This window comes from Chryseobacterium gwangjuense, assembly GCF_021311115.1.
In the GTDB taxonomy this organism is placed as follows: domain Bacteria; phylum Bacteroidota; class Bacteroidia; order Flavobacteriales; family Weeksellaceae; genus Chryseobacterium; species Chryseobacterium gwangjuense.
In genome coordinates this window covers 14,910-35,005 of the sequence record NZ_JAJTNP010000002.1, presented here as the reverse complement: position 1 = coordinate 35,005, position 20,096 = coordinate 14,910, and the positions used below count along the sequence as shown (strand labels likewise).

14 protein-coding genes are annotated in these 20,096 nt (G+C 34.7%); 5 read left to right on the top strand and 9 right to left on the bottom strand.

Features of this window, described 5'->3' with window-relative positions:
- Positions 1-15: 15 nt before the first annotated feature.
- From LV842_RS03545 to LV842_RS03505, 9 genes are all read right to left on the bottom strand, one after another.
- Positions 16-1,287, bottom strand: a complete 1,272-nt coding sequence (locus LV842_RS03545) for an ABC transporter permease (RefSeq protein WP_233110087.1) — start codon at positions 1,285-1,287, stop codon at positions 16-18.
- A complete protein-coding gene (locus LV842_RS03540; protein WP_233110086.1) occupies positions 1,274-2,029 on the bottom strand; it encodes an ABC transporter ATP-binding protein in 756 nt (251 codons plus the stop codon). Before LV842_RS03540 ends, LV842_RS03545 begins: the two co-directional genes overlap by 14 nt.
- A complete protein-coding gene (locus tag LV842_RS03535) occupies positions 2,030-3,025 on the bottom strand; it encodes a BtrH N-terminal domain-containing protein (RefSeq protein ID WP_233110085.1) in 996 nt (331 codons plus the stop codon).
- A gap of 103 nt (positions 3,026-3,128) precedes the next feature.
- Positions 3,129-3,533, bottom strand: a complete 405-nt coding sequence (locus tag LV842_RS03530; protein WP_233110084.1) for a hypothetical protein — start codon at positions 3,531-3,533, stop codon at positions 3,129-3,131.
- 4 nt (positions 3,534-3,537) lie between these two features.
- Positions 3,538-3,981 carry an ABC transporter permease gene (locus LV842_RS03525; protein WP_233110083.1) on the bottom strand — a complete coding sequence of 148 codons (444 nt, stop codon included), beginning with the start codon at positions 3,979-3,981 and terminating at the stop codon, positions 3,538-3,540.
- A gap of 5 nt (positions 3,982-3,986) precedes the next feature.
- A complete protein-coding gene (locus LV842_RS03520; protein WP_233110082.1) occupies positions 3,987-4,418 on the bottom strand; it encodes a hypothetical protein in 432 nt (143 codons plus the stop codon).
- Positions 4,418-5,557, bottom strand: coding sequence for a beta-ketoacyl-ACP synthase III (locus LV842_RS03515; RefSeq protein WP_233110081.1), 1,140 nt, complete (start codon positions 5,555-5,557; stop codon positions 4,418-4,420). Before LV842_RS03515 ends, LV842_RS03520 begins: the two co-directional genes overlap by 1 nt.
- A 1-nt stretch (position 5,558) precedes the next feature.
- Positions 5,559-6,473: a dialkylrecorsinol condensing enzyme DarA gene (locus tag LV842_RS03510; RefSeq protein WP_233110080.1), complete on the bottom strand. Its 915-nt coding sequence runs from the start codon at positions 6,471-6,473 to the stop codon at positions 5,559-5,561.
- 42 nt (positions 6,474-6,515) lie between these two features.
- Positions 6,516-10,169 (bottom strand): MMPL family transporter, encoded by a 3,654-nt coding sequence (locus LV842_RS03505; protein ID WP_233110079.1) that lies wholly within the window; start codon positions 10,167-10,169, stop codon positions 6,516-6,518.
- Between the two features lie 190 nt (positions 10,170-10,359).
- Here LV842_RS03505 and LV842_RS03500 point away from each other — a divergent pair, with 190 nt between their 5' ends.
- From LV842_RS03500 to topA, 5 genes are all read left to right on the top strand, one after another.
- Positions 10,360-11,352, top strand: coding sequence for a hypothetical protein (locus LV842_RS03500; RefSeq protein ID WP_233110078.1), 993 nt, complete (start codon positions 10,360-10,362; stop codon positions 11,350-11,352).
- On the top strand, positions 11,349-12,488 hold the full coding sequence (locus LV842_RS03495; protein WP_233110077.1) for an EpsG family protein: 1,140 nt from the start codon (positions 11,349-11,351) through the stop codon (positions 12,486-12,488). Before LV842_RS03500 ends, LV842_RS03495 begins: the two co-directional genes overlap by 4 nt.
- A gap of 416 nt (positions 12,489-12,904) precedes the next feature.
- Positions 12,905-16,159, top strand: a complete 3,255-nt coding sequence (locus LV842_RS03490) for a T9SS type A sorting domain-containing protein (protein ID WP_233110076.1) — start codon at positions 12,905-12,907, stop codon at positions 16,157-16,159.
- A 145-nt stretch (positions 16,160-16,304) separates the two neighbouring features.
- Positions 16,305-17,459, top strand: a complete 1,155-nt coding sequence (locus tag LV842_RS03485) for a hypothetical protein (RefSeq protein WP_233110075.1) — start codon at positions 16,305-16,307, stop codon at positions 17,457-17,459.
- Between the two features lie 48 nt (positions 17,460-17,507).
- Positions 17,508-20,069, top strand: a complete 2,562-nt coding sequence (gene topA / locus LV842_RS03480) for a type I DNA topoisomerase (protein WP_233110074.1) — start codon at positions 17,508-17,510, stop codon at positions 20,067-20,069.
- Positions 20,070-20,096: the final 27 nt, after the last annotated feature.

Genomic DNA, 20,096 nt, shown 5'->3' with positions numbered 1-20,096 from the left:
GTTTTTCATCAATACTTAAACACTATGGAGTTTTCTTTCGTAAATTAATGAAATCCCTACCATGGCAAGATAGAATAAAAATAAGAATGTTAATTCTTTTGCAATTCCACTAATTCCACTGTTTCTTAAAATAATGTCGTAATAAGCATTAAGCCCCCAATTCATCGGAGAGAATTTGGCAACATGCTGCATGAATTCAGGCATTAAAAATACCGGAACCCAGATTCCACCAATCGCAGCTAAAACTACAACGGATGTTGCTCCAAACGGTGCAGACTGTTCCTGTGTATCGGCAATGGTTCCCAGTAGAACTCCGAAACCAATCGCGGCCAAACCGGAGAATAAAGTCACCACAATAAGCTGGAACATTTTTCCTGTGACATCAAACTGTGGTAAATCCATATAAGGGAAAAGATAAACTCCTACTGCGACCATCAGTAAAAACTGAATGATACAGATAATAAGATAGGTAAATGTTTTTCCTAAAATATGGATGAAATAAGGAGTAGGGCTGATTCTAGCTCTTACACTTGTTCCCTGGCTTTTTTCTTTAACTAAATTAATGGATAAAGGAACAACGATAAAAAATATTGCAAATAATGCCCAAGCCGGAACGTTATGTTGAACGGAATTCGGCATTATATCCATTTCTCCTTTTTTTGGAGTGATTTCTTTAAAGCTGATTAAATTTTTATTTTCTTCAAGATTTTCTGTGGTTCCCAATTGATCCTGAAAAGCTTTGTAAATCTTTTTGTTCTCGATTTCAAAAACCATTTTGTTCACGGAATTCATTACAGAGTTTTTGAATCCGGCGTTGGTTGCAGGATCAAAATATAAGTGAATTTCCTTTGCTTTTACAGCAGGCATCGGAACTTTTTGGTCTGTATTTTCCTCCAATCCAAATGAACTTACAATCGCCTGAACTTTGGCATCGATATTTGAATTTAAATCTTTCGTTAAATTTTGAGGGATGACAATGGCCATCTGATAATCGCCTGAGAAAACTGCATTCTGAGCAGATTTTTCATTATAATTGGTCAGCAACTGGAATGTTTTACTGCTTTCCAGTTCCTGTTTTATATTTTTTGAAACTTCAGATTTGTCGTTATCAATGAAAATGATCGGGATTTTTGAGCCTTCCAAATTTTTGAAAGTAGAATCCTGAATCAGTGTAATGGTAATGATCAGCAGTAAAGGCATCACGAAAATGATCACGATTCCTCCGATATCTCTTTTCAGTAAAAGGACTTCTTTAACGAAGCTTCTCCATAGTTTATACAACAACATCTCTTAATTCTTTTCCGGTTAATGAAATGAAAACATCTTCTAAATTTTCAGCATTGGCCACTCTGTTTACCAATTCTTCGGGAGTTCCGACTGCATGAATTTTTCCATGGTCGATAATGGCGATTTTTGTACAGAATTCTTCTGCTTCTGAAAGGTGATGGGATGTATAAATGATACAGGTTCCTTTTTTATTTAAATCCAAAAGATGGTCAATAATTGCTTTTTTAGACTGAACATCAACACCTACTGTTGGTTCATCCAAAAACAAAACTTTAGGGTTGTGAAGGGTTCCTGCAATCAAATTGCAACGACGCTTCATTCCTCCTGAAAACTGTTCCACTTTTTTATCTGCGAATTTTGATAACCCCATAATTTCTAAGGATTCATCAATCGTATTTCTTAATTTTTTGTGGCTTAAACCATATAAACTTCCGAAATACATTAAGTTTTCTTTGGCTGTTAAAGTAGGATATAAAGCGTATTCCTGCGGAACGATCCCGATGATCTGTCTTAGTTTAAAACCATCTTTCTGAGGAGATAGTCCATTGATTTTAAAACTCCCAGAAGTGGGTTTTATCAACCCTGAAAGCATAGAAATTAACGTTGTTTTTCCTGCTCCGTTTGGACCAAGAATTCCGTAAATTTCGTCTTTCTCAATATTCAACGAGATATCATTTACAGAAAATTCTTCTGCATTTTTATATTTTTTGTATAAGTTTTTAATCTCAATAAAGTTCTCCATTTAGATCGCTTTTCTCAGTTTTTTATAGAAAGCTTCTTCCAAATCTGCAATATGAAGCATTGTTTTTGAAAGCTGGTTGTAAATATCACTTTTTGAGTTTCTGTTCTTATAAACTCTTGCAATATCCACTGCAAAATCTCTCCAAAGATCACCAATAGCAGTAATTTCTTTAGAAAGCTCATTTAGCTGATCATTTTTAAGAATTACCGCAGCTTCCTGTAAAAATGCTCCATAGATAAATCTAAAACCACCACCACCGGTTCCGATTTCTTCCTGCATTCTGATTAACTGACCAAGGTAATGATTCGTTACTTTCGTGCCTTTTTTCTCAGCCCATTTCGGGATACTTCTTGCCACCCATCTCATGGCTTTTACCCCAATTAGAGGGACAGGAGCTAGCATGTTTTTACAGGTATCTTTGATTCCCTTTTTAATAGCTTCTTCTAAGTTTACATTTTCTGGAATGTAAGTAGGGTAGTACATATGACCTTTTGGAGGAAGGGCACCTTTCGCATATCTCACCTTTTCCAGCTCGGCTTCGGTAAGGGTTGTGGTATAATCCATCACAGGATCGCTGATCAGGAATTTTCCGTCTTCTTTTCCATACACAACCAAATTGTGGGCGTTGAAATGAAATTTATATTCTTCAGGGAAGTAGGTCAGGTTAAAAACTCCCACCTGTAAACCTGTTGGTATATTCTGATTTAAATTTCTTTCTAGGGCTTTCTGTGCTTCAGCAGGGCTTGAGAATTTTTCTCTTTTGATTTTAATTCCCAGTCTTTTTGCTGCTTTGCTGAAAATTGCGCCGGGCATTGGACGATAACTAAACCCCGGAGCAAAATTGACTTTTAAAAAGGGTAAGTAGACAAAGAACAATCCGGAACCGATTCCGAAGATCATAGGTTCGCTGAGTTTTAGTCCTTTGTTCAATAATAAATTGGAGGCAACACCATTTTCGCAATGTGCTGTTTGGTGATGTTCAAAATTAAGTTCCATTTGAGCTTTTATCTATTTATCTCAGGAGATAATTTAGGTCTTAATTGTTGTAGAGATTCTTCGTTCCTCAGAATGACAAATTTTACGTTTACTTTAAGATAAATTATTTTCCGTCGAAGTTTTTTAATTCATCCACTGAAATTCCGAAAGCATCGGCATATTTTTTCAGAGCGGATTCGCTTAGTGTTTTAAATATTTTCGGTTTTCCGTGTCTTTTTACACGCCATTGCCACATTCCGACATAGGCAGCCAAAACCTGCAGATCCATTTTATTCAGTTCCATGAAATAAATAATAGGACTTACGATATTATTAGCAACGTTTTGTTTGGCTTCTTCAATTCTTTCGTTAATCAAGGCTAAAGATTCGTCCAAAGCTGCTTTTTTAACGTCCCAACCAGTGCTGTTTGCAGTCGTGTAGTTGTTATTTTCATCAGTTACATACAAGACTTCAGTCATGTTCGCTGATTTTAGATTGCTTTCGTCTTGAGGAAGGTCTTGTTTTTTCATCGGTTTAGTGTTTTACTTCTTGAATAAACAAATTAATTTCAGCTCTTATCAGCAGTTCTTCATTATTGAATGTCTCACAAAAGATGTTACAGATGTTTTCAAACTGAGAAATCAATGAAGCTTTTGAAATGATTTTATCACCCACTTTCGGTAATGCAAAAACTTCAATTTTCTTGATGTTGGTAATGAAACCAATTACTTTTGTATCTGCTTCAGGATTTTCGAAGAAACTTTGTCCCAGAATGGATGAACAGGTTTGTGCTAAATTTTCAATCAAGCCTGCTTCAACGAATTCATTGTTATGAACAAAAACATTGTCTTCTTTTATTTCAAAGGAAGTAATCACTTTTTCTTTGGTCAATTCCAGAATATAATCTGCCATCAGCATCGGTTCGCGATGCGGGAGAAAATTGTGTATATTGATAATGTTTTCTTCCTTGATTTCCATGACAATTATTTTACAACTGTTTTCATTTGGGAGCTTGCAATGAGTGTATCATTAAGCTTTGTAACTATATCTACTAATGTTACTCCCATTATTTCATTCAGAATCTTCACTTCTGTTTTCAGCGTGTCTCCAACTTTTGGCAGGGCTTCTGCTTCAAAGGTTTTGATTGCACCTATATAACCTGTCGGAGCTTCTTTTCCTAATAAATAGAACTTGTAGCCGGTGTGTAAAGCCACACTCTGAGCCTGATGTTCTACCAATCCGGAAGCCTGAAAAACCCCATTCTGAACAAAAATGTTTTCCTCTTTTATCTGAAATCCGGAAATCAAATGATTTTCGGAATATTCTGTAATGCTGTTTACCATTACGAAAGGAAATCGCTGAGGAATTAAGCTCTCCACGAAATTCTGGTCAGTTGTTGGTAATTTGTTTTCCATTAGCAAACCGTTAATAAAGCGCAAGAGTATGCGAATCTTCCACTTTCAGGAACGCAAAGGAGTACTTTTTCTCCTTTTTTCAGTTTTCCTGAATTCATTAATTCTTCCAAAGCCACAAAAATAGAACCTGCACCAATGTTCCCGATGTCTGAAAGGTTGTAATACCATTTTTCCCAAGGGAAATCCAATCCTACTTTTGCAAACTCGTCTTTCAATCCTTCTTTAAAGTATCCTGATGAGATGTGCGCTAAAACATGATCAATAGATTCCGGTTCCAGCTGATGTTTGTCAAAAGATGCTCTTAAACTTTCTGCACCTTTTACCAGAATATATTTGTCTAAGATTTTTGTGTCTTGTTTTAAAGCAAAAATAGATTGTTTCAGCCATTCATCAGAAGGGTAATCTGCCCAAGATTGTAAGCTTCCGTCTTCCTGTTTTTCGCAACCTGCATACATACAAGCTTCGATTTCATGAGCGTAAGAATAGAAATCGATCCATTCTACTTTTAGATTGGTTTCATTTTCTCTTGGTTTGTTTTCCAATAAGAAAGCTCCTGCTCCGTCGGAAAGCATCCATCTCAAAAACTCTCTTTTGAAAGCGATGATGGGTCTTTCTTCTAATAAAATTAGATTTTCTGCTTCATGGTTGAATTTATCTGCGGTCATCCAAGAAGACATTCTTTCAGAACCTGCACAAACGGCTTGTTCCTGAACTCCGGCTTTAATGGAAAGGAATCCGTAGTTCAAAGCATTCATTCCCGAATTACAAAGTCCTGTTGCGGTATTAATTTCAATAGATTTTCCGATGTTGAGTTCACCGTGAACCATGGAAGCGTGTGAAGGCTGAATCTGATCCGGAGAAGTAGTTCCCACGGATAATAGTTTCATGTCTTCCTTCTTGAATTTTTCGTCAAAAAGTCCTTCAATTGCCTTTGCCGTCAATTGTGCATTCGTATGAGTAGGGTTTCCTTCTTTGTCTAAAGCATAATATCTTGTGGTAATTTTGTTATTTCTTAAAATAATTGCTTTTGCTTTAGATTTTGCACCATTTATATACCCAAGATAAGTTTCCATTTCATCATTTGAAACGGGTTCGTTGGGTAGGTATTTTGATGCTTTTGTTATAAATACGTCGTACATTCTACTTTAAATTAATTCCTTGTAAATATTTTTTTTCTTTCTGTCTTTTGAACCAAAAAATGGGTGTTGTTAATAAATGTAACACTAAAACGACGGGTGAGATAATCCATATCGCTGCCATCAAATATACCTTAAAGAATTTGATAAGCAGTGGTCGTTTTTCTTTTTTCTTTATAATAAGGTTTGACCAAATGGTGAAAATTTTGTTTCCTACCTTTTCTACCCGCACTAAGAAAGGTCTTATTTCTATTGCTCCGTTTTTCACAAGATCAGGCTGCAGACCTTCAAAATCATTATTTCTGAAATGGGTTTCAATAATTTTTCCATATTTCACAGAATCATTTATTTCTTGATCCGAAACTCCGGCTGCGGGAAGTATTCCTGATTTTTCTTTTTGTCCGCCGATCATCCATCGAACAACGGTCAATACACTTGTATAATTGTCATGTCTATCTACCAAAGCAATATTTCCGACCAACTTGGCTTTCATATTTTTTAAATATACTTTCAGTTTTTCCTGAGAGAACATCCACATATTTCTTGTGCCGGAAACGGTAACAACGGGAGTGTCTTTTAGGATTTGTTCTGCATAACCACTTTTTAAGAATGAAATGATAGGGATGGAAGGCGTTAAATACCAAACCTGATATCCAAAAATAATAAGATCATATTTTTTATTCAGCACATCATCAGAGGGAGGAAGGATTTCACTTGGAATTTGTAAATAAGACTCAGGAAAAGTGTTGAAAAATACGTCATTTGGCCATGGAAAAGGAAAGTCTTCCTTCATTTTGATATTGTAATAAGTAACATGGTATTCGTCTTTTTTTTCTTCAAAAGGACGGGCTATGTTTTTTACAATATCTTCGAGTTGACCTGTCTGAGTATAATATATTACAAGTATATTCTTCTTCATGCGTTTGTTATTATTTACAAAAATATGTTTTTCAATGGTATATTATGTATGTCTATATATTTTTATTGATAGTGAGCTGAATTCTACTATGTAATCTGTATGGTTAAAAGAAATATTTTCTTGATTGATAAAAATGATTTTTGAAGGAAACACTTTCAGATTGTTGAGGTTAAAAGAGTCCGTGGAGATCAAAAGGGTGTCAACTTCTTTATTGATTTCTGAAAAATCGGTAATGTATTTGATTTTCCTTTGTTTTACAATATAATTATGTTTCGCAACTTCACGTTTCTCTGCATTGGTATTAAAACTGAATATGCTTCTTGCTGCCTGTTGTAATGCAAGTAAAACATCTTTTTGTCCATAATCATCGGAAATATGCAAAATGTTTTTATCACTTGGAAGGTGTTTATTCAATTCAAAATAAACCGATTTGTTTTTATTAAAATCTTCTTTTACTTCCTTCACTACTTCAGCATCTTTATATAGAAAGCTTAAAAATAATTTCTTTTTGAAATAGTTTTCACCCTCCAGTTCGTTTCTGAGCTTTGCAAATTCATTTCTGAAATAGGCGTTTATTTTTTTTGTTCTTTCTGAATAGGTTTTCCCAAAACTGAAATCGTCTTTGTGAATTCTTTCACCTACTTTCACCGAAATGGCTCCATCATAAATAACAAAATCTCCTTTTGGCAATACTTCCGAATTTCCGTGGATGTAAACAGGGACAACGTCTAGCCCAAATTCTTCAGCAATATAAAATGCTCCTTTGTGGAATCTTTTCACATCATTGGTATAAGAACGTTCTGCCTCTGGGAAAATCATCAAAGAATATCCTTCATCTATTTTTTCTTTCAGTTTATCCATTCCGTTTTCAATGCCTCTGGAAACCGGGAAGAAACCTAAAGCTTTTACCAGTTTCCCGAAAATCGGTGAGTCATAAACCCAGTCATTCACTAAATAAACAATCTTGTGGGTGACCATGGCCAATGCTAATGTATCTAGAAAAGAAGTATGATTTGCAATGATGACGGCAGGTTTGCTGAAATTCTCATTCGGGTTTTTAATGACCGTTTTCTTAACAAACGGAGTAACATGCAATACTGATTTCAAAAATAAAGCAATCACTTTTTTGATGCTGTCTAATGTTTTTCCTTTTGCTTTTTTTACGAAGAAATGTCCGAAGAAAGAAAAGAAAAGTCCGCCCAATCCGTAATATAAAAATGATAATACCGAACGTACGAATAATCTGATGGTTATTGGTGAAAGCCCTTTCTTTGCTCTGTTTGTGATCAACAGTCTAAACCAAAACGGGTATAATGTTGAGGTGATGATAATGACGGAAAACATCCCGATTAATGCAACCAAAGCTAATGAATGTAACGCAGGATGTTTTGCGAAAATTAAAGAACCGATGGATAAAATTGTCGTGAAAACCGCTAGAATAATAGATGTTCTGTAGGTAGGGAGCTCATTTTTCCCTGTTGTATGTTCCTTTTGCATGGCTTGCGTTAAGAATATACTGAAGTCGTCTCCGACTCCGAAAACCAAGGTGCAAACAACCGTACTGAAAATGTTGAGTTCTAATCCTAAGAAATACAAAATCCCTGCAGTCACAACTCCTGTTAAAACAATGGGGAACATTGTTAAAAGAGTCAGTTCAAAATTTCTGAAGAAAACAATAATCGTTAAAACAATGGCCAAAAGAGAATAATTAATCAGGGTGTTAAAATCTTTTTTTAACAATCCTAAAAAGTTTTCATTCATCTGTTGACGGTCAATTGCCAAAGCATCATGATTTTTTTCAACATCTTTAATAAAAGCATCTCTTTTCTTTTCATTAACTTTTACGACATTCGATACGGTGTAAAAACCGTTTTCATTGCTTAAAAACTCGGAGATCTGTAATGCTTTTACTTTTTCGTAGTCTTTTAAGGTTAGAGTAGAGTAGTTTTTGTTTAGGTTTTCATTAAACTGATCAAATGCAGAACTATTGAATCCGAAATTGTTTCCATTATTAACCAATTCGGAAATCGTCTGGTTTTTTCTGTTGGTATTCCAGAATTTTTGCCATTCTTCTATTTTTTTCTTCTGATCTTTTTCTGATAAAACAACATTTCCAAGAGAATTGTAGCTTAAAATTTTCCCGTCTTTTTTTTCTTTTTCTAAAAACTGGCTGAGTTGTGAGTTTCTGGTCAATGCTTCACTCTCAGAATTTCCATAGGAAATCGTGTAAATTGATTTTGAAGTAATGTCTGAAAGTTTTTCCAGTTTCGCTTCACTTATTTTTAGATCTTTTGGAATATAATTGAGATCGCCAATATCTTCGTTAAAACCAACATGTCTGAAGCCGAAAAGACAGACCAAAATAATAATCGAACATCCGATAATCAGAGGTTTGTTTTTTTCATAAGGATAAGACCCGATTTTATCTATGAAGTTGGTATTTGTAGCTTTTTCTTTTGTTTTTGGCGTGTATAATTGAGGAACAATTATCAAAGCTGTGATTGAGGATAAAATAACTGTAATTGCGGCGAAAAGACCTAAGTCTTTCAAAGCTTCCGAACGTACAAAAACAAGGCACAGAAACGAAACTGCTGTAGTAGCGCTACTCAGAATAATAGGTTGTGTGATTTCTTTGTAAAGCTCTTCAATGTTATTGTTGTGTTTGTAATGCGTTAAAATATGGAGCGCATAATCGATGGTGATTCCTATTAATATGGCTCCGACACTTAAAGATATTGCAGAAATTTTATCTTTAATAAAGTATAAAATCAACAGAGCTAATAAAACTGAGAAAACCGTGGGCAGAAAAACAATGATTGGGGTGAAAACGTTTCTGAAATAATAAATCAATAAAAGCAAAAGAACTGTCATTGAAATAATGACCGTATTTTGAATGTCTTTCTTGATTTGTTGGGCGTTCGCAACCGCAATCACAGGAGAGCCAAAATAGCTGATTTCCGTTTTCCCTTTGAATTGTTTGTTGAGGTTGTCTTTTATTTCATTCAGCTGATTAATAAAAACTTCATTGTTTTTTGTGTCATTGCTTTTATTTTTCGGATCGATGAAAAGTAGAAGATTTTTTCCGTCTTTGGTAACGATATAACTGTCTTCAAGCTTAAAATCTTTACTGATATTTAAAGCATTGAGTTTTTTGATGCCCAGAAAAGTGATTCCAAGCGGATCTTTTTTAATGAATTCTTTGGTCACTAAGCTCGTAGGCGAAACTAAAGAGACATAATTGTTTTCAACCTGTTTGGCAATGCTGTCTTTCTGAAGTTTTCTTTCAATCTCTTTGTAGTCATTTTCATTTAAGAATAGAGGGAGGTTTTGATTGACGAAATCGAAAGTTTCTGAAATTTCATTGTCATTTACTTTCCCCTGGACCGAACCAATGTATTTTTGTAAAGGTTCTATTTTATTTAAAAAAGTATCTGCTGTTTCTGAAAGCTGAAAACTGTCTTCCTTAGACTTGTTTTCAATAATGACGATGATTTTATCTGAAAAATTGAGTTGCTTCAGAACTTTTGCAGTAAGATCCGACTTCTCATTTTTGGGTATTATCTGATTAATGTCTTCCTCGAAATTGATTTTTGAGGCAAAGAAAATGCATAAAACAGCTATTCCTGTTGCAAAAAGTACAGAAAGAATCTTATTTTTTGAAATGAGATAATATAAAAATATGAAGAAACGATGCATTACATTATAAAATCAAGTTTGCAAATTTAAATTTTTAGGGGGGAGTTCAAAATATTTAGGGATAAACTTTGACTTGAAAATCAATAAAATATTTCTAGCCCGAATGAAAAAAACTTATACTTTTGCAAATAATGTCTTTGTAAAGAGACTTTTTGAAACAAAATTATTCTAATTTGAGGAACTGTTTTGTATGCAGAAACTATTTGATGAAAAAGTAAATGACTTTTTATTTGTCATAATTTTCCCGTTTCTTCTTCTATTCATGTCATATTATGGCTTTGAATCTTCTTATGTGAATATGAAAATGTGGGAAAAAGCACCGGATTTTATGTTTTCTTCGGTGTATGCTTATCGTGTGATTCCTAATTATTTGAGTGTTCATAGTGCTGGAATTCTTACCCGAATCATGAGCGGCTTTCCTGAATTAAAAACTTTTTTGCTGAAACACGGAAGCCTTTTTTATCATAGTGTTTTTATCATTAACAGTCTGTTCTTTATTTTGTCTTCTGCTGTTTTGCATTTAATTTTTAAATTGAAACCTGTTGCTTTTTTTCAGGAGAGTAAAATAAGAAGACTCGTCCATTTGGTAGCTGTTTTTTTTATCGTAATTACACAATATGTACCTACAAATTGTGATATTATTGCATTTTTCTTTTATCTTTTCGGAGTCTTGTTAAGTCTAAGATATTTCCATTATAAAAAGAATATTGATTTTTTAGGATTGCTTACCGTGGTTTTTATCTCAACTTTTATAAGAGAAACAGCTTGTTTGAATATTGCGTTTTTTACTGCACTTTTTATGAATATAAGAAAGTTGGATTTTGCTTATGCTAAAGAAATAGTACTTCTTGTCATTGTCTTTGTGCTGCCTTATTTTGGATTGAAGTTTTTCATCCCTCAAGATGCTTCTTTTGCGGAAGGAGTTTATTTAGTCAATAATTTTACAAGTCCTTTTAATTTGTTAGGCTTATGCTTCGGTGTTTTGGGTTTGTATTTTACATTCACACTTTGTACTTCAGATCAGCAAATTATTTTAAAAAAATATATTCTTTTTTCATCTCCTTATCTATTGATGATTGCTTTTGTTGGAATTTTTTGGGAGACCAGACTTTTTATACCCTTACTCTTGACCGGCTTTGTTATGGCTTCTCATGAGTTTAAAAACTATAAAACCACTTCATGAGTTTATTGCATCCATATTATATTATTGCGATCATTTATATGATGATTTTCAGCTTTCAGGAAGTGTTTTCCAAGAGGGTTGATAAAAAATGGCTTTGGATTTTGGGTGTTTACCTTATGATTGTTGCGGGGCTTAGAGATCAGGTAGGGCCAGATTATGGAAGTTACCGGGGAATCTATATTTATTCCGGAACAAAAGATTATATAAGCATTTTTATGAAAGCCCTCAATATGGATGGACCACAGCCAATGGAGTTGGAATGGTTGTTTGTATTGATTAATAAGATTTTACTTAATGTTTTCGAGGCTCCTTTTTACATGCTTACGTTTGTAATTGCCATCTTTACGATAATTTTTAAGATCGATTATATTGAGGATAATACTTTTTATCCGTTTACCTTTATGTTGTTTATGTTCATTCCCGGCTTTTTTATTGGAGAGAGTGGACAGATCAGACAGTGTTTAGGTTCGTTTATTGTCTATTTTGCCATTAAGTTTATTAAACAGCGGAAACTCTTGTACTATCTGTTGTTTATTTATATAGGAGCGGGAATTCATAATGTCTGCTATTTGTTCTTGCCAATGTACTGGCTGGTTCGTGTTCCTTTGAACAAAACCTGGATGTTGATACTTATTATTGTTTCTGTAATACTTTCACCTTTTGAGGTATATCGTGTTTTCGGGGATTTTTTAACGAGTATTGCTTCTCAAAGTGAACTGGTGGAAGGTTTCAATGGATATATTGATGAATCTGTGCAAAGGTTGAATGGTGGATTCGGGATTCCAGAGGTGATGATGATTATTCTTACCTTTTTCCTTTTCTTCTTCGATTCTGACATGAAAGAGAAGTTTCCGTATTACGAATACCATAGAAACTATGCGGTTGTCGGAATCTGTTTTTACTTTATTTTTAGAAACAACCCTATTTTCTCTTCGCGTTTGGCGGGTGCATTTATTGGGTTTTCGTATATCATTATTCCCAATGCAATGTATGTAGCTTCTGAGAATACGAAGAAGACAATCTATACCTTTATTATTGCTTTAGTCATGTTTAATTTTATTGTATTCTCAAGTTTTAAAAATATTGTGAACGGTAAATTTACGATAGATCTGTATCGAAATCATTTGTTACCATAAGTATATACTTTTTGCTTTAAATAGGGCGATGCGGAATGCATCGCTTTTTTTATTCTGTGTAGTTGAATTAAAATTAATCATAAATTAATTGTTTCTGTGTAATATTATTATATTTTTGCATCGACACAAAAATGATGAATAATTTATTAGTAACTAAATATGTTTATTTTTTATTTAATTTAAATGTATTAATTTTTAATTATTAATAATTTTTATCATTTATGATTTACGGTTTTGTAAAATTCACTTTTAGGAGAATAATAAGTTCGAGAACGTCTCTGCATATACTGTGTTTATTACCTGTTTTGTGTTTTTCTAATGTAAAAAAGGACTCTTTAAAGGTTGAAATATCAAAAGAATTTAAGGAGGAAACAGGAAAATTAAAACAACAAAAAAATCAATATTTTAACACCTTATTGAAAGACTGGACAAAAGCACCCAATAGTTATGTTTTTGATCCTCGCTCTTCTTATGAAGGTATTTATATTCCTGTAAAAAAAGCGTATGCTGTTTGGCAGACTAATGGATTTTTGGGTGCAACGGGATTGCCTTCCGGTACTGTGACGGCAGATGTTTTGTGGGAAGATATTCATGGTCTGGTAAAAGCAAATACAAATTACAGTCTGGAAATCATTGGATCTGGAGAAGATGCGAAAATTAAGATTCCGATTAATAAATCAAGAGAAGGAAATGCTGTCATTGCATTTAGAATAAATGGGGAGATTTTTTGGTCCTGGCATGTCTGGGTTACAGAAGATCCTAGTAACGGGTCGTCGTACAAAAGTTTTCCAGGAGTTAAAAGAAAAAGAAATGACGGAACTGTGGAAGTAATTCCTGATTCGGAATGGAAATGGATGGATCGGAATTTAGGAGCTATAAGCGGTTCTATAACAGGAACCGAATGGAATCGAAACGGAGGCTTACTTTATCAATGGGGAAGAAAAGATCCTATTCCTCCTTTGGTAATGAAAGGTGGTGATTTTTATGAAGTTTCGGGTTCGATAGGTCGGGTTCGACACAGAGGAGCGAAAAACTTTAATAATGCTACGAATTTTGACAATTTCCGACAGTTTGTTTTGTTTTCAAATGCTACGGTAAATAATAATATTCAGCTTGCTGTAAAAAATCCGTTAAGTTTAATCTATGTAAATAAGGATGATAATTCCGGACCTGCTTATTACAATAACAATACGAACTTAATGGTGAACTGGTTTGGGAGATCTTCCACAATAACAGATAATAAACTACCTGAACTTAATTTGTGGTCTGATAATGCTGAAGGGAAAATAATAGCAGATTATAACAATCCGGATAATGCAGCGGTCTATAAAGATAAATCATCATTTGATCCTTGTCCGAATGGATGGAGAATCCCTTCAATGCTATCGGCGAATTTGGCTTCTGCATCTTACGTAGACGATATTCGTGTAGATTTTTCTCCTTTCGGAGTACGAACTTCATTAGGGAGAAATATATTCGAATCAAACGAATATCATATTATTAAGCCTACTGATGTGAATGTTCCATCATTTTTACAAGGGGCAAAAGTATATCCCAATTTAGGTTTTGATTTCTCTAATGTAGGAGGATTTAATATGGGTGTTTTTCCTGGAACCGGTCAATTGGCAGTGGATTTACAAGGAGGTCAATATACAGACCAGCATCAGGTGGGATTATGGACAGCAACAATGGTAAGGCATTTTGATACGACTCCGGCTGTAGGTGCGAGATCATTATTTATGGTTCCTGATCTATACCAGAACGATGTTCCAGATCCTTCCAAGCCTACTATTAAAGGAAGATATTGGTATAAGCCGATGTCTGCGGTAAAAACCTCAGATGCTAATGCCTGTAGATGTATAAAAGATCCTTTATATGTAATTGATGATTATGATTTTCCAACGGAGTATTTCAGTACAACTACAGAATATAGAGAAGGTTTAAATAATCCGAATACCTATCAAATTGTAAAGAGTACATCTTCGTCTAGTATTGAAATCCCTGTAAGTAAAGCATTCTCTGTACAAAGTCAATTATTAGGAAATGAAGCTATTTTAAATGCTGCGAACTTTAATAATTTAAAAGCGAATGTCCTTTGGTCAACCAATACCTCACTGATTAATACGGTAAGTGTAACGAACCCTTCTCCGGGATCAGTTGCGGGATTGAATAATTCAAAAATTGTTGTTGAAATTAACCCCAATCAGAGTGGTAATGCAGTCGTAACATTGCATAACGGAAGTATTACAAATCCTGTTTATTGGTCATGGCATATTTGGGTGACAGATACGGCAGTGGGAAGCTATAATTATGCTACTGAATTGCCGGATGCTACTGCAACTAACTATGTAAACTATGTTTCTAAAGGTGATATTCTGAAAACGGAATTTATGGATAGGAATCTGGGAGCGACTGAAGCGTTTCCTCAGGTTGTAGACCCTCTTACTCCAACTGCAGCCGAACTTACAAAAATTAGAGCGTCAACAGGGCTGCAATATCAGTGGGGGAGGAAGGATCCGATTCCTTCATTCCAAAATGCCGATAACAGATCGAACTATAATGTTTTTTTAGGAAATGTGGCAAGCAATGGAAGTGTGGCTTATACTACTCTTACTCCTGCAGTTTATAATGATCTTGCCGGTAATTATATTGTACCTTATAATACTTATTCGGATGCATCGAATGCTAATGTTTTGCCTGCTGATAGACCTTCGCAGAAAATTGCAAAAGTGCTTTCTTATTCAGTGGGACATCCTTTGGTGTATATGATTCCGAGTAGTTTTGCGCCTTTTAACTCAGCTGTACCGAACTATACAAACGGAACAGACTGGTTGGCTACAGAACCGAATCTTGCGGCAGATCGATGGGGTAGAGGTGGTGAAAAATCCCCTTTTGACCCTTGTCCTGAAGGATGGAGAATTCCGGATTTCACAGGGGTTACCATAGTAAGCAATAAGGATTTTGGTATTTCTCCATGGTATAAAAAAGATAAAAATGTAGCGACAGGTTATAATGTGATGACTGATTATTTAGGAACTCGGGTTAGGAATAGTACTTCTACTACCATAGGTTATATGTATAGTGATGCTAATTATCCGCTTGGGAATTATCCAAATTCAGGATCCAGAGGTTTTAGAAGTGTAATGGGGAATCAAACCGCTCAGGGAACATTTAATATAAACAACTTTCAATATCCGGGAATATGGTCGGGTGTGCTCAATTCAAACTATATTGGGAGAGCGGTTAATATTCTTTTTGATGCAGCATCAAGCGCTAATCGTATGATTGCTTTTCATGATAATAATGATCCTTACTTTGGGATGAATTGCAGATGTGTGAAAGTAAAATATGATCAGAATGGAGAAGAATTAGGAGTGATTCCTAAAGATCCTGTAACTGCAGGACTCAATAATCCTCCAAGCTTAGCAACAATTGAAGTAGATACGCAAAATGATAAACCGATTTTGTATCCAAATCCTGTTCGTAATGTTTTGTATATAAAAGGAACTTCAGGGAAGTTGTATCAATTTCAAATATATAATGCAGCGGGACAGCTGGTTCTGTCTGGTCAGTTTAAAAATAATCAAGCAGATCTTTCCGGTCTTTCAGTTGGTGTTTATTTAGTTAAAATTAATAATGACGAAACAATAACGAAGATTATTAAAAGATAGTTTAGCATCTGATCTATTTCGAGAGAAACATATAGTATTAAAATGTTTTTAAATTCATACTTTTGATTGATAGGAATGTATGGTTAAAAAATAAAATTCTATATGTTTCTTTTTTTTTGTGGAAATTCCCATAGCATGTAGAATCATGATAAAGCTAGACAAAATCGTATCGCATTTCAATACTAAAATTTTTATTTATTTTCTTGTTGTTGCAACAGCGGTGTATACGTTGGTTTTTACTTTTCTGCACAACATTCGTTCCGATGGATATATTTTGGGAGACTGGCTGGTTAATTATCAGGATGGAGGGTTTAAAAGGAGAGGCTTGTCCGGAAGTTTCTTTTTCCTTTTGCAGGATATTACGGGGTTAAAGTTGAATGTTTTAGTGTATTGCTTTCAGGCGGTTATTATCTCATTGTTTTTTTATTATTACTTTAAACTTATACAGTATAAAGAAACCACCTTTTTATACCTTTCTCTTTTATTGTCTTCAATAGGTTTTGTAGGGTTGTTTAATTGTGTAGACTATGTGGGGAAAAAAGAATTTATTATCTTCCTGCTATTTACCGTTTTTGTCTATCTGATAGATCATGAAAAGCTTACGAGAAACCGGGAGTGGGGATTTTGTATTGCTCTTTTTGTGGCTACATTGTTTCATGAAGTTACCTTATTTTTTATCCCCTATTTTTTGATAACATTATATCTGAAAACTGGGAAAATAGAACCTGTAAGATATTTGAAATATTGTCTTGCCGTTTTTATTCCGGCAGCTTTGTTGATACTTTTTGGAAAAGAAATCAATGAAGGGCAGTCATTAAGTATTTTGAAAGATAGAGGGGTTATTTTTACCAAAGGCATCTTTTTTTGGCATATAAATGAAAGACAATATATATCAGCACATTTTAATGAATATAAATTGTACTTTCTGAGCTTGGGAATCAGCGTTTTTCATTTGGCGTTTTATTTAAAATATCTAAAAGCACGAAAGGTATTGTCTATTTTGTTAACAGGTGCTTTTCTTTTCACTTTACCTCTTTTTTATCTCGCTATTGATTGGGGAAGATGGATGTATATTCACATGATTTTTATGATCATTCTTTTTACACTGTTTTTAAAGAAAACTGATTCTGCATACGCTTCAGAAGGAATCATTGTCAATAAAAAATTTTACATTACTCTGCTGATTATTGTTTTCTCATTAATCTATCGTATTGAAATGTCCGGAAGGGGTTTTACGTTCGAAGGATTCATCTATAGAACCTGCATTGCTCCGCTGGAATTATTAAATAAAATGCTCTAAGCTGACCGATATAATAAAAAAGCTTTACTTTTGCAAAAAATTTTTAGAATGTCGAAAAATTTAGTAATCGTCGAGTCACCGGCAAAAGCAAAAACTATTCAGAAATATTTAGGTAAAGATTTCGAAGTAAAATCAAGTTTCGGTCATATCCGGGATCTACCTAAAAAAGGAATGGGGATTGATCTTGGAACCTTTACTCCCGATTACGAAGTTTCTGCAGATAAAAAGAAGCTGGTAACAGAATTGAAAGCCGCTGTGAAAAAAGCCGAAATGGTTTGGCTGGCTTCCGATGAAGACCGCGAAGGAGAGGCTATTGCATGGCACTTGGCGGAAGAACTGAAACTAAAGCCGGAAAACAGAAAAAGAATTGTTTTTCACGAAATTACTAAAAATGCCATTCTAAAATCAATCGAAAATCCTAGAGACATAGACCAAAACTTAGTCAATGCACAGCAGGCAAGAAGAGTATTGGATAGAATTGTAGGTTTTGAAATGTCTCCGGTTCTTTGGAAAAAAGTAAAACCGGGATTGTCAGCTGGAAGAGTACAGTCGGTTGCAGTGAGATTAATTGTTGAGAGAGAAAAAGAAATCCGTGAGTTTACTCCAAAGGCAAGTTTCAAGCTTGATGGGATTTTCTTAAATAAAACGGAGCAGGAAATTGCTGCAAAACTTAAAAAAGACTTCGAAAAAGAAGAAGAGGCAGAAAAATTCTTAGAATTAGCAAAAACTACCGAATTCAAAGTTTTAAATGTTGAAACAAGACCAGGAACACGTTCTGCGTCTGCACCATTTACAACTTCGACTTTACAGCAGGAAGCTTCTTCAAGATTAGGATATAATGTGACCAATACAATGCGTCTTGCACAAAGACTGTATGAAGAAGGGTACATTACCTATATGAGAACAGACTCGGTAAACCTATCTCAGGAAGCAATTGAAGGAGCAAAAAAGCAAATTACTTCAGAATACGGAGCAGAATATTCTTCACCAAGAAACTATACTACGAAATCTGCATCGGCACAGGAAGCTCACGAAGCGATCCGTCCGACTGATTTTGCGGTAACAAGTATCGGAGATGCTCAATTAAACAGATTATATCAATTAATTTACAGAAGAACTTTAGCTTCTCAGATGGCAAATGCTAAAATAGAGAAGACGGTTATTGAAATTGGTAATGCAAAACTTCATCAGCATTTTGAAGCGCAGGGTGAAGTGATCATTTTTGATGGTTTTCTAAAAGCTTACGGAATCGTAAAAACGGAAGAGGATGATGAGGAGAACAATGATAAATTACTTCCGAAAGTGACTGTTGGAGAGGTTTTAAGCTATAAAAAAATCACGGCAACAGAAAAATTCACAAGACCAAGTGCTAGATATACGGAAGCTGGTTTGGTGAGAAAACTGGAAGAATTGGGAATTGGTCGTCCATCGACTTACGCACCAACGATTCAGACGATCCAGAATCGTGAATATGTTGACAAAAGAGAGATCGATCCACAGACAAGAGAAGTGGTGAAAATGTCTTTAGCAAAAGATAGAATTAAAAAAGAAATCCTTGACGAGAAATTCGGAGGGGATAAAAATAAATTTGTTCCTACGGATACAGGTGAAGTAGTAAGTGATTTCTTAACAGATAACTTCAAAGAAATCTTAGATTACGGTTTTACTGCAAGAGTTGAAGAAAGTTTCGACGAAATTGCAAATGGTGATCAGAAATGGAAAGAAATGATGACGGGTTTCTACTCAAAATTCCATCCGAGAATTGAAGAGGTAGAAGAACATGCAGAAAGAGCAACAGGAGACAGACTTTTAGGAGTTGATCCGAAAACAGGTAAAAATGTTCATGCGAGAATTGGAAGATTCGGAGCAATGATCCAGATTGGAGAAACGGATGATGAAGAAAAGCCGGTTTTTGCATCCTTAATGGCTGGTCAGAATATTGCAACCATTACTTTTGAAGAAGCATTAGAATTGTTCAGGCTTCCATTTGATTTAAATGAAGTTGACGGGCAATCAGTTGCTGTTGGTGTCGGAAGATTCGGACCTTATGTAAAGTGGGGTGAAACGTACATCAGTATTCCAAAAGGTGAAGATCCGCTTTCAGTAGATCAGAAACGTGCAGAAGAAATCATCAATGAAAAGAAAATTGCAGATGCGCCGATTGCTACGTACAAAGGAGAGCCTGTAACAAAAGGAACGGGAAGATTCGGACCTTTTATCAAATATCAAAGCATCTTTGTAAATGTGCCGAAGAGATATGATTTTGAAAATCTTTCTCAAAGCGATATCAACGAATTGATCGATGCTAAACTGGAAAAAGAAGCCAACAGATATATCCAGCAATGGGAAAAAGAAAAAATTTCTATTGAAAACGGAAGATGGGGTCCTTTCATCAAATTCGGAAAAGCGATGTTCAAAATTCCGAAGAAAGCAGATGATACGAAATATGAAGCAGATGAATTGAAAGAGCTTTCTTTAGATGAGGTTAAAAAATGGATTACCGATCAGGATCCAAAAGCGTTTGCAGAGAAAAAGAAACCGGCTGCAAAAAAAGCTACAACAACTAAAAAGGCGACAACGGTGAAGAAAACAGTTGCTAAAAAGAAATAAATTTGAAAAGCATGGATTTTTTAATCC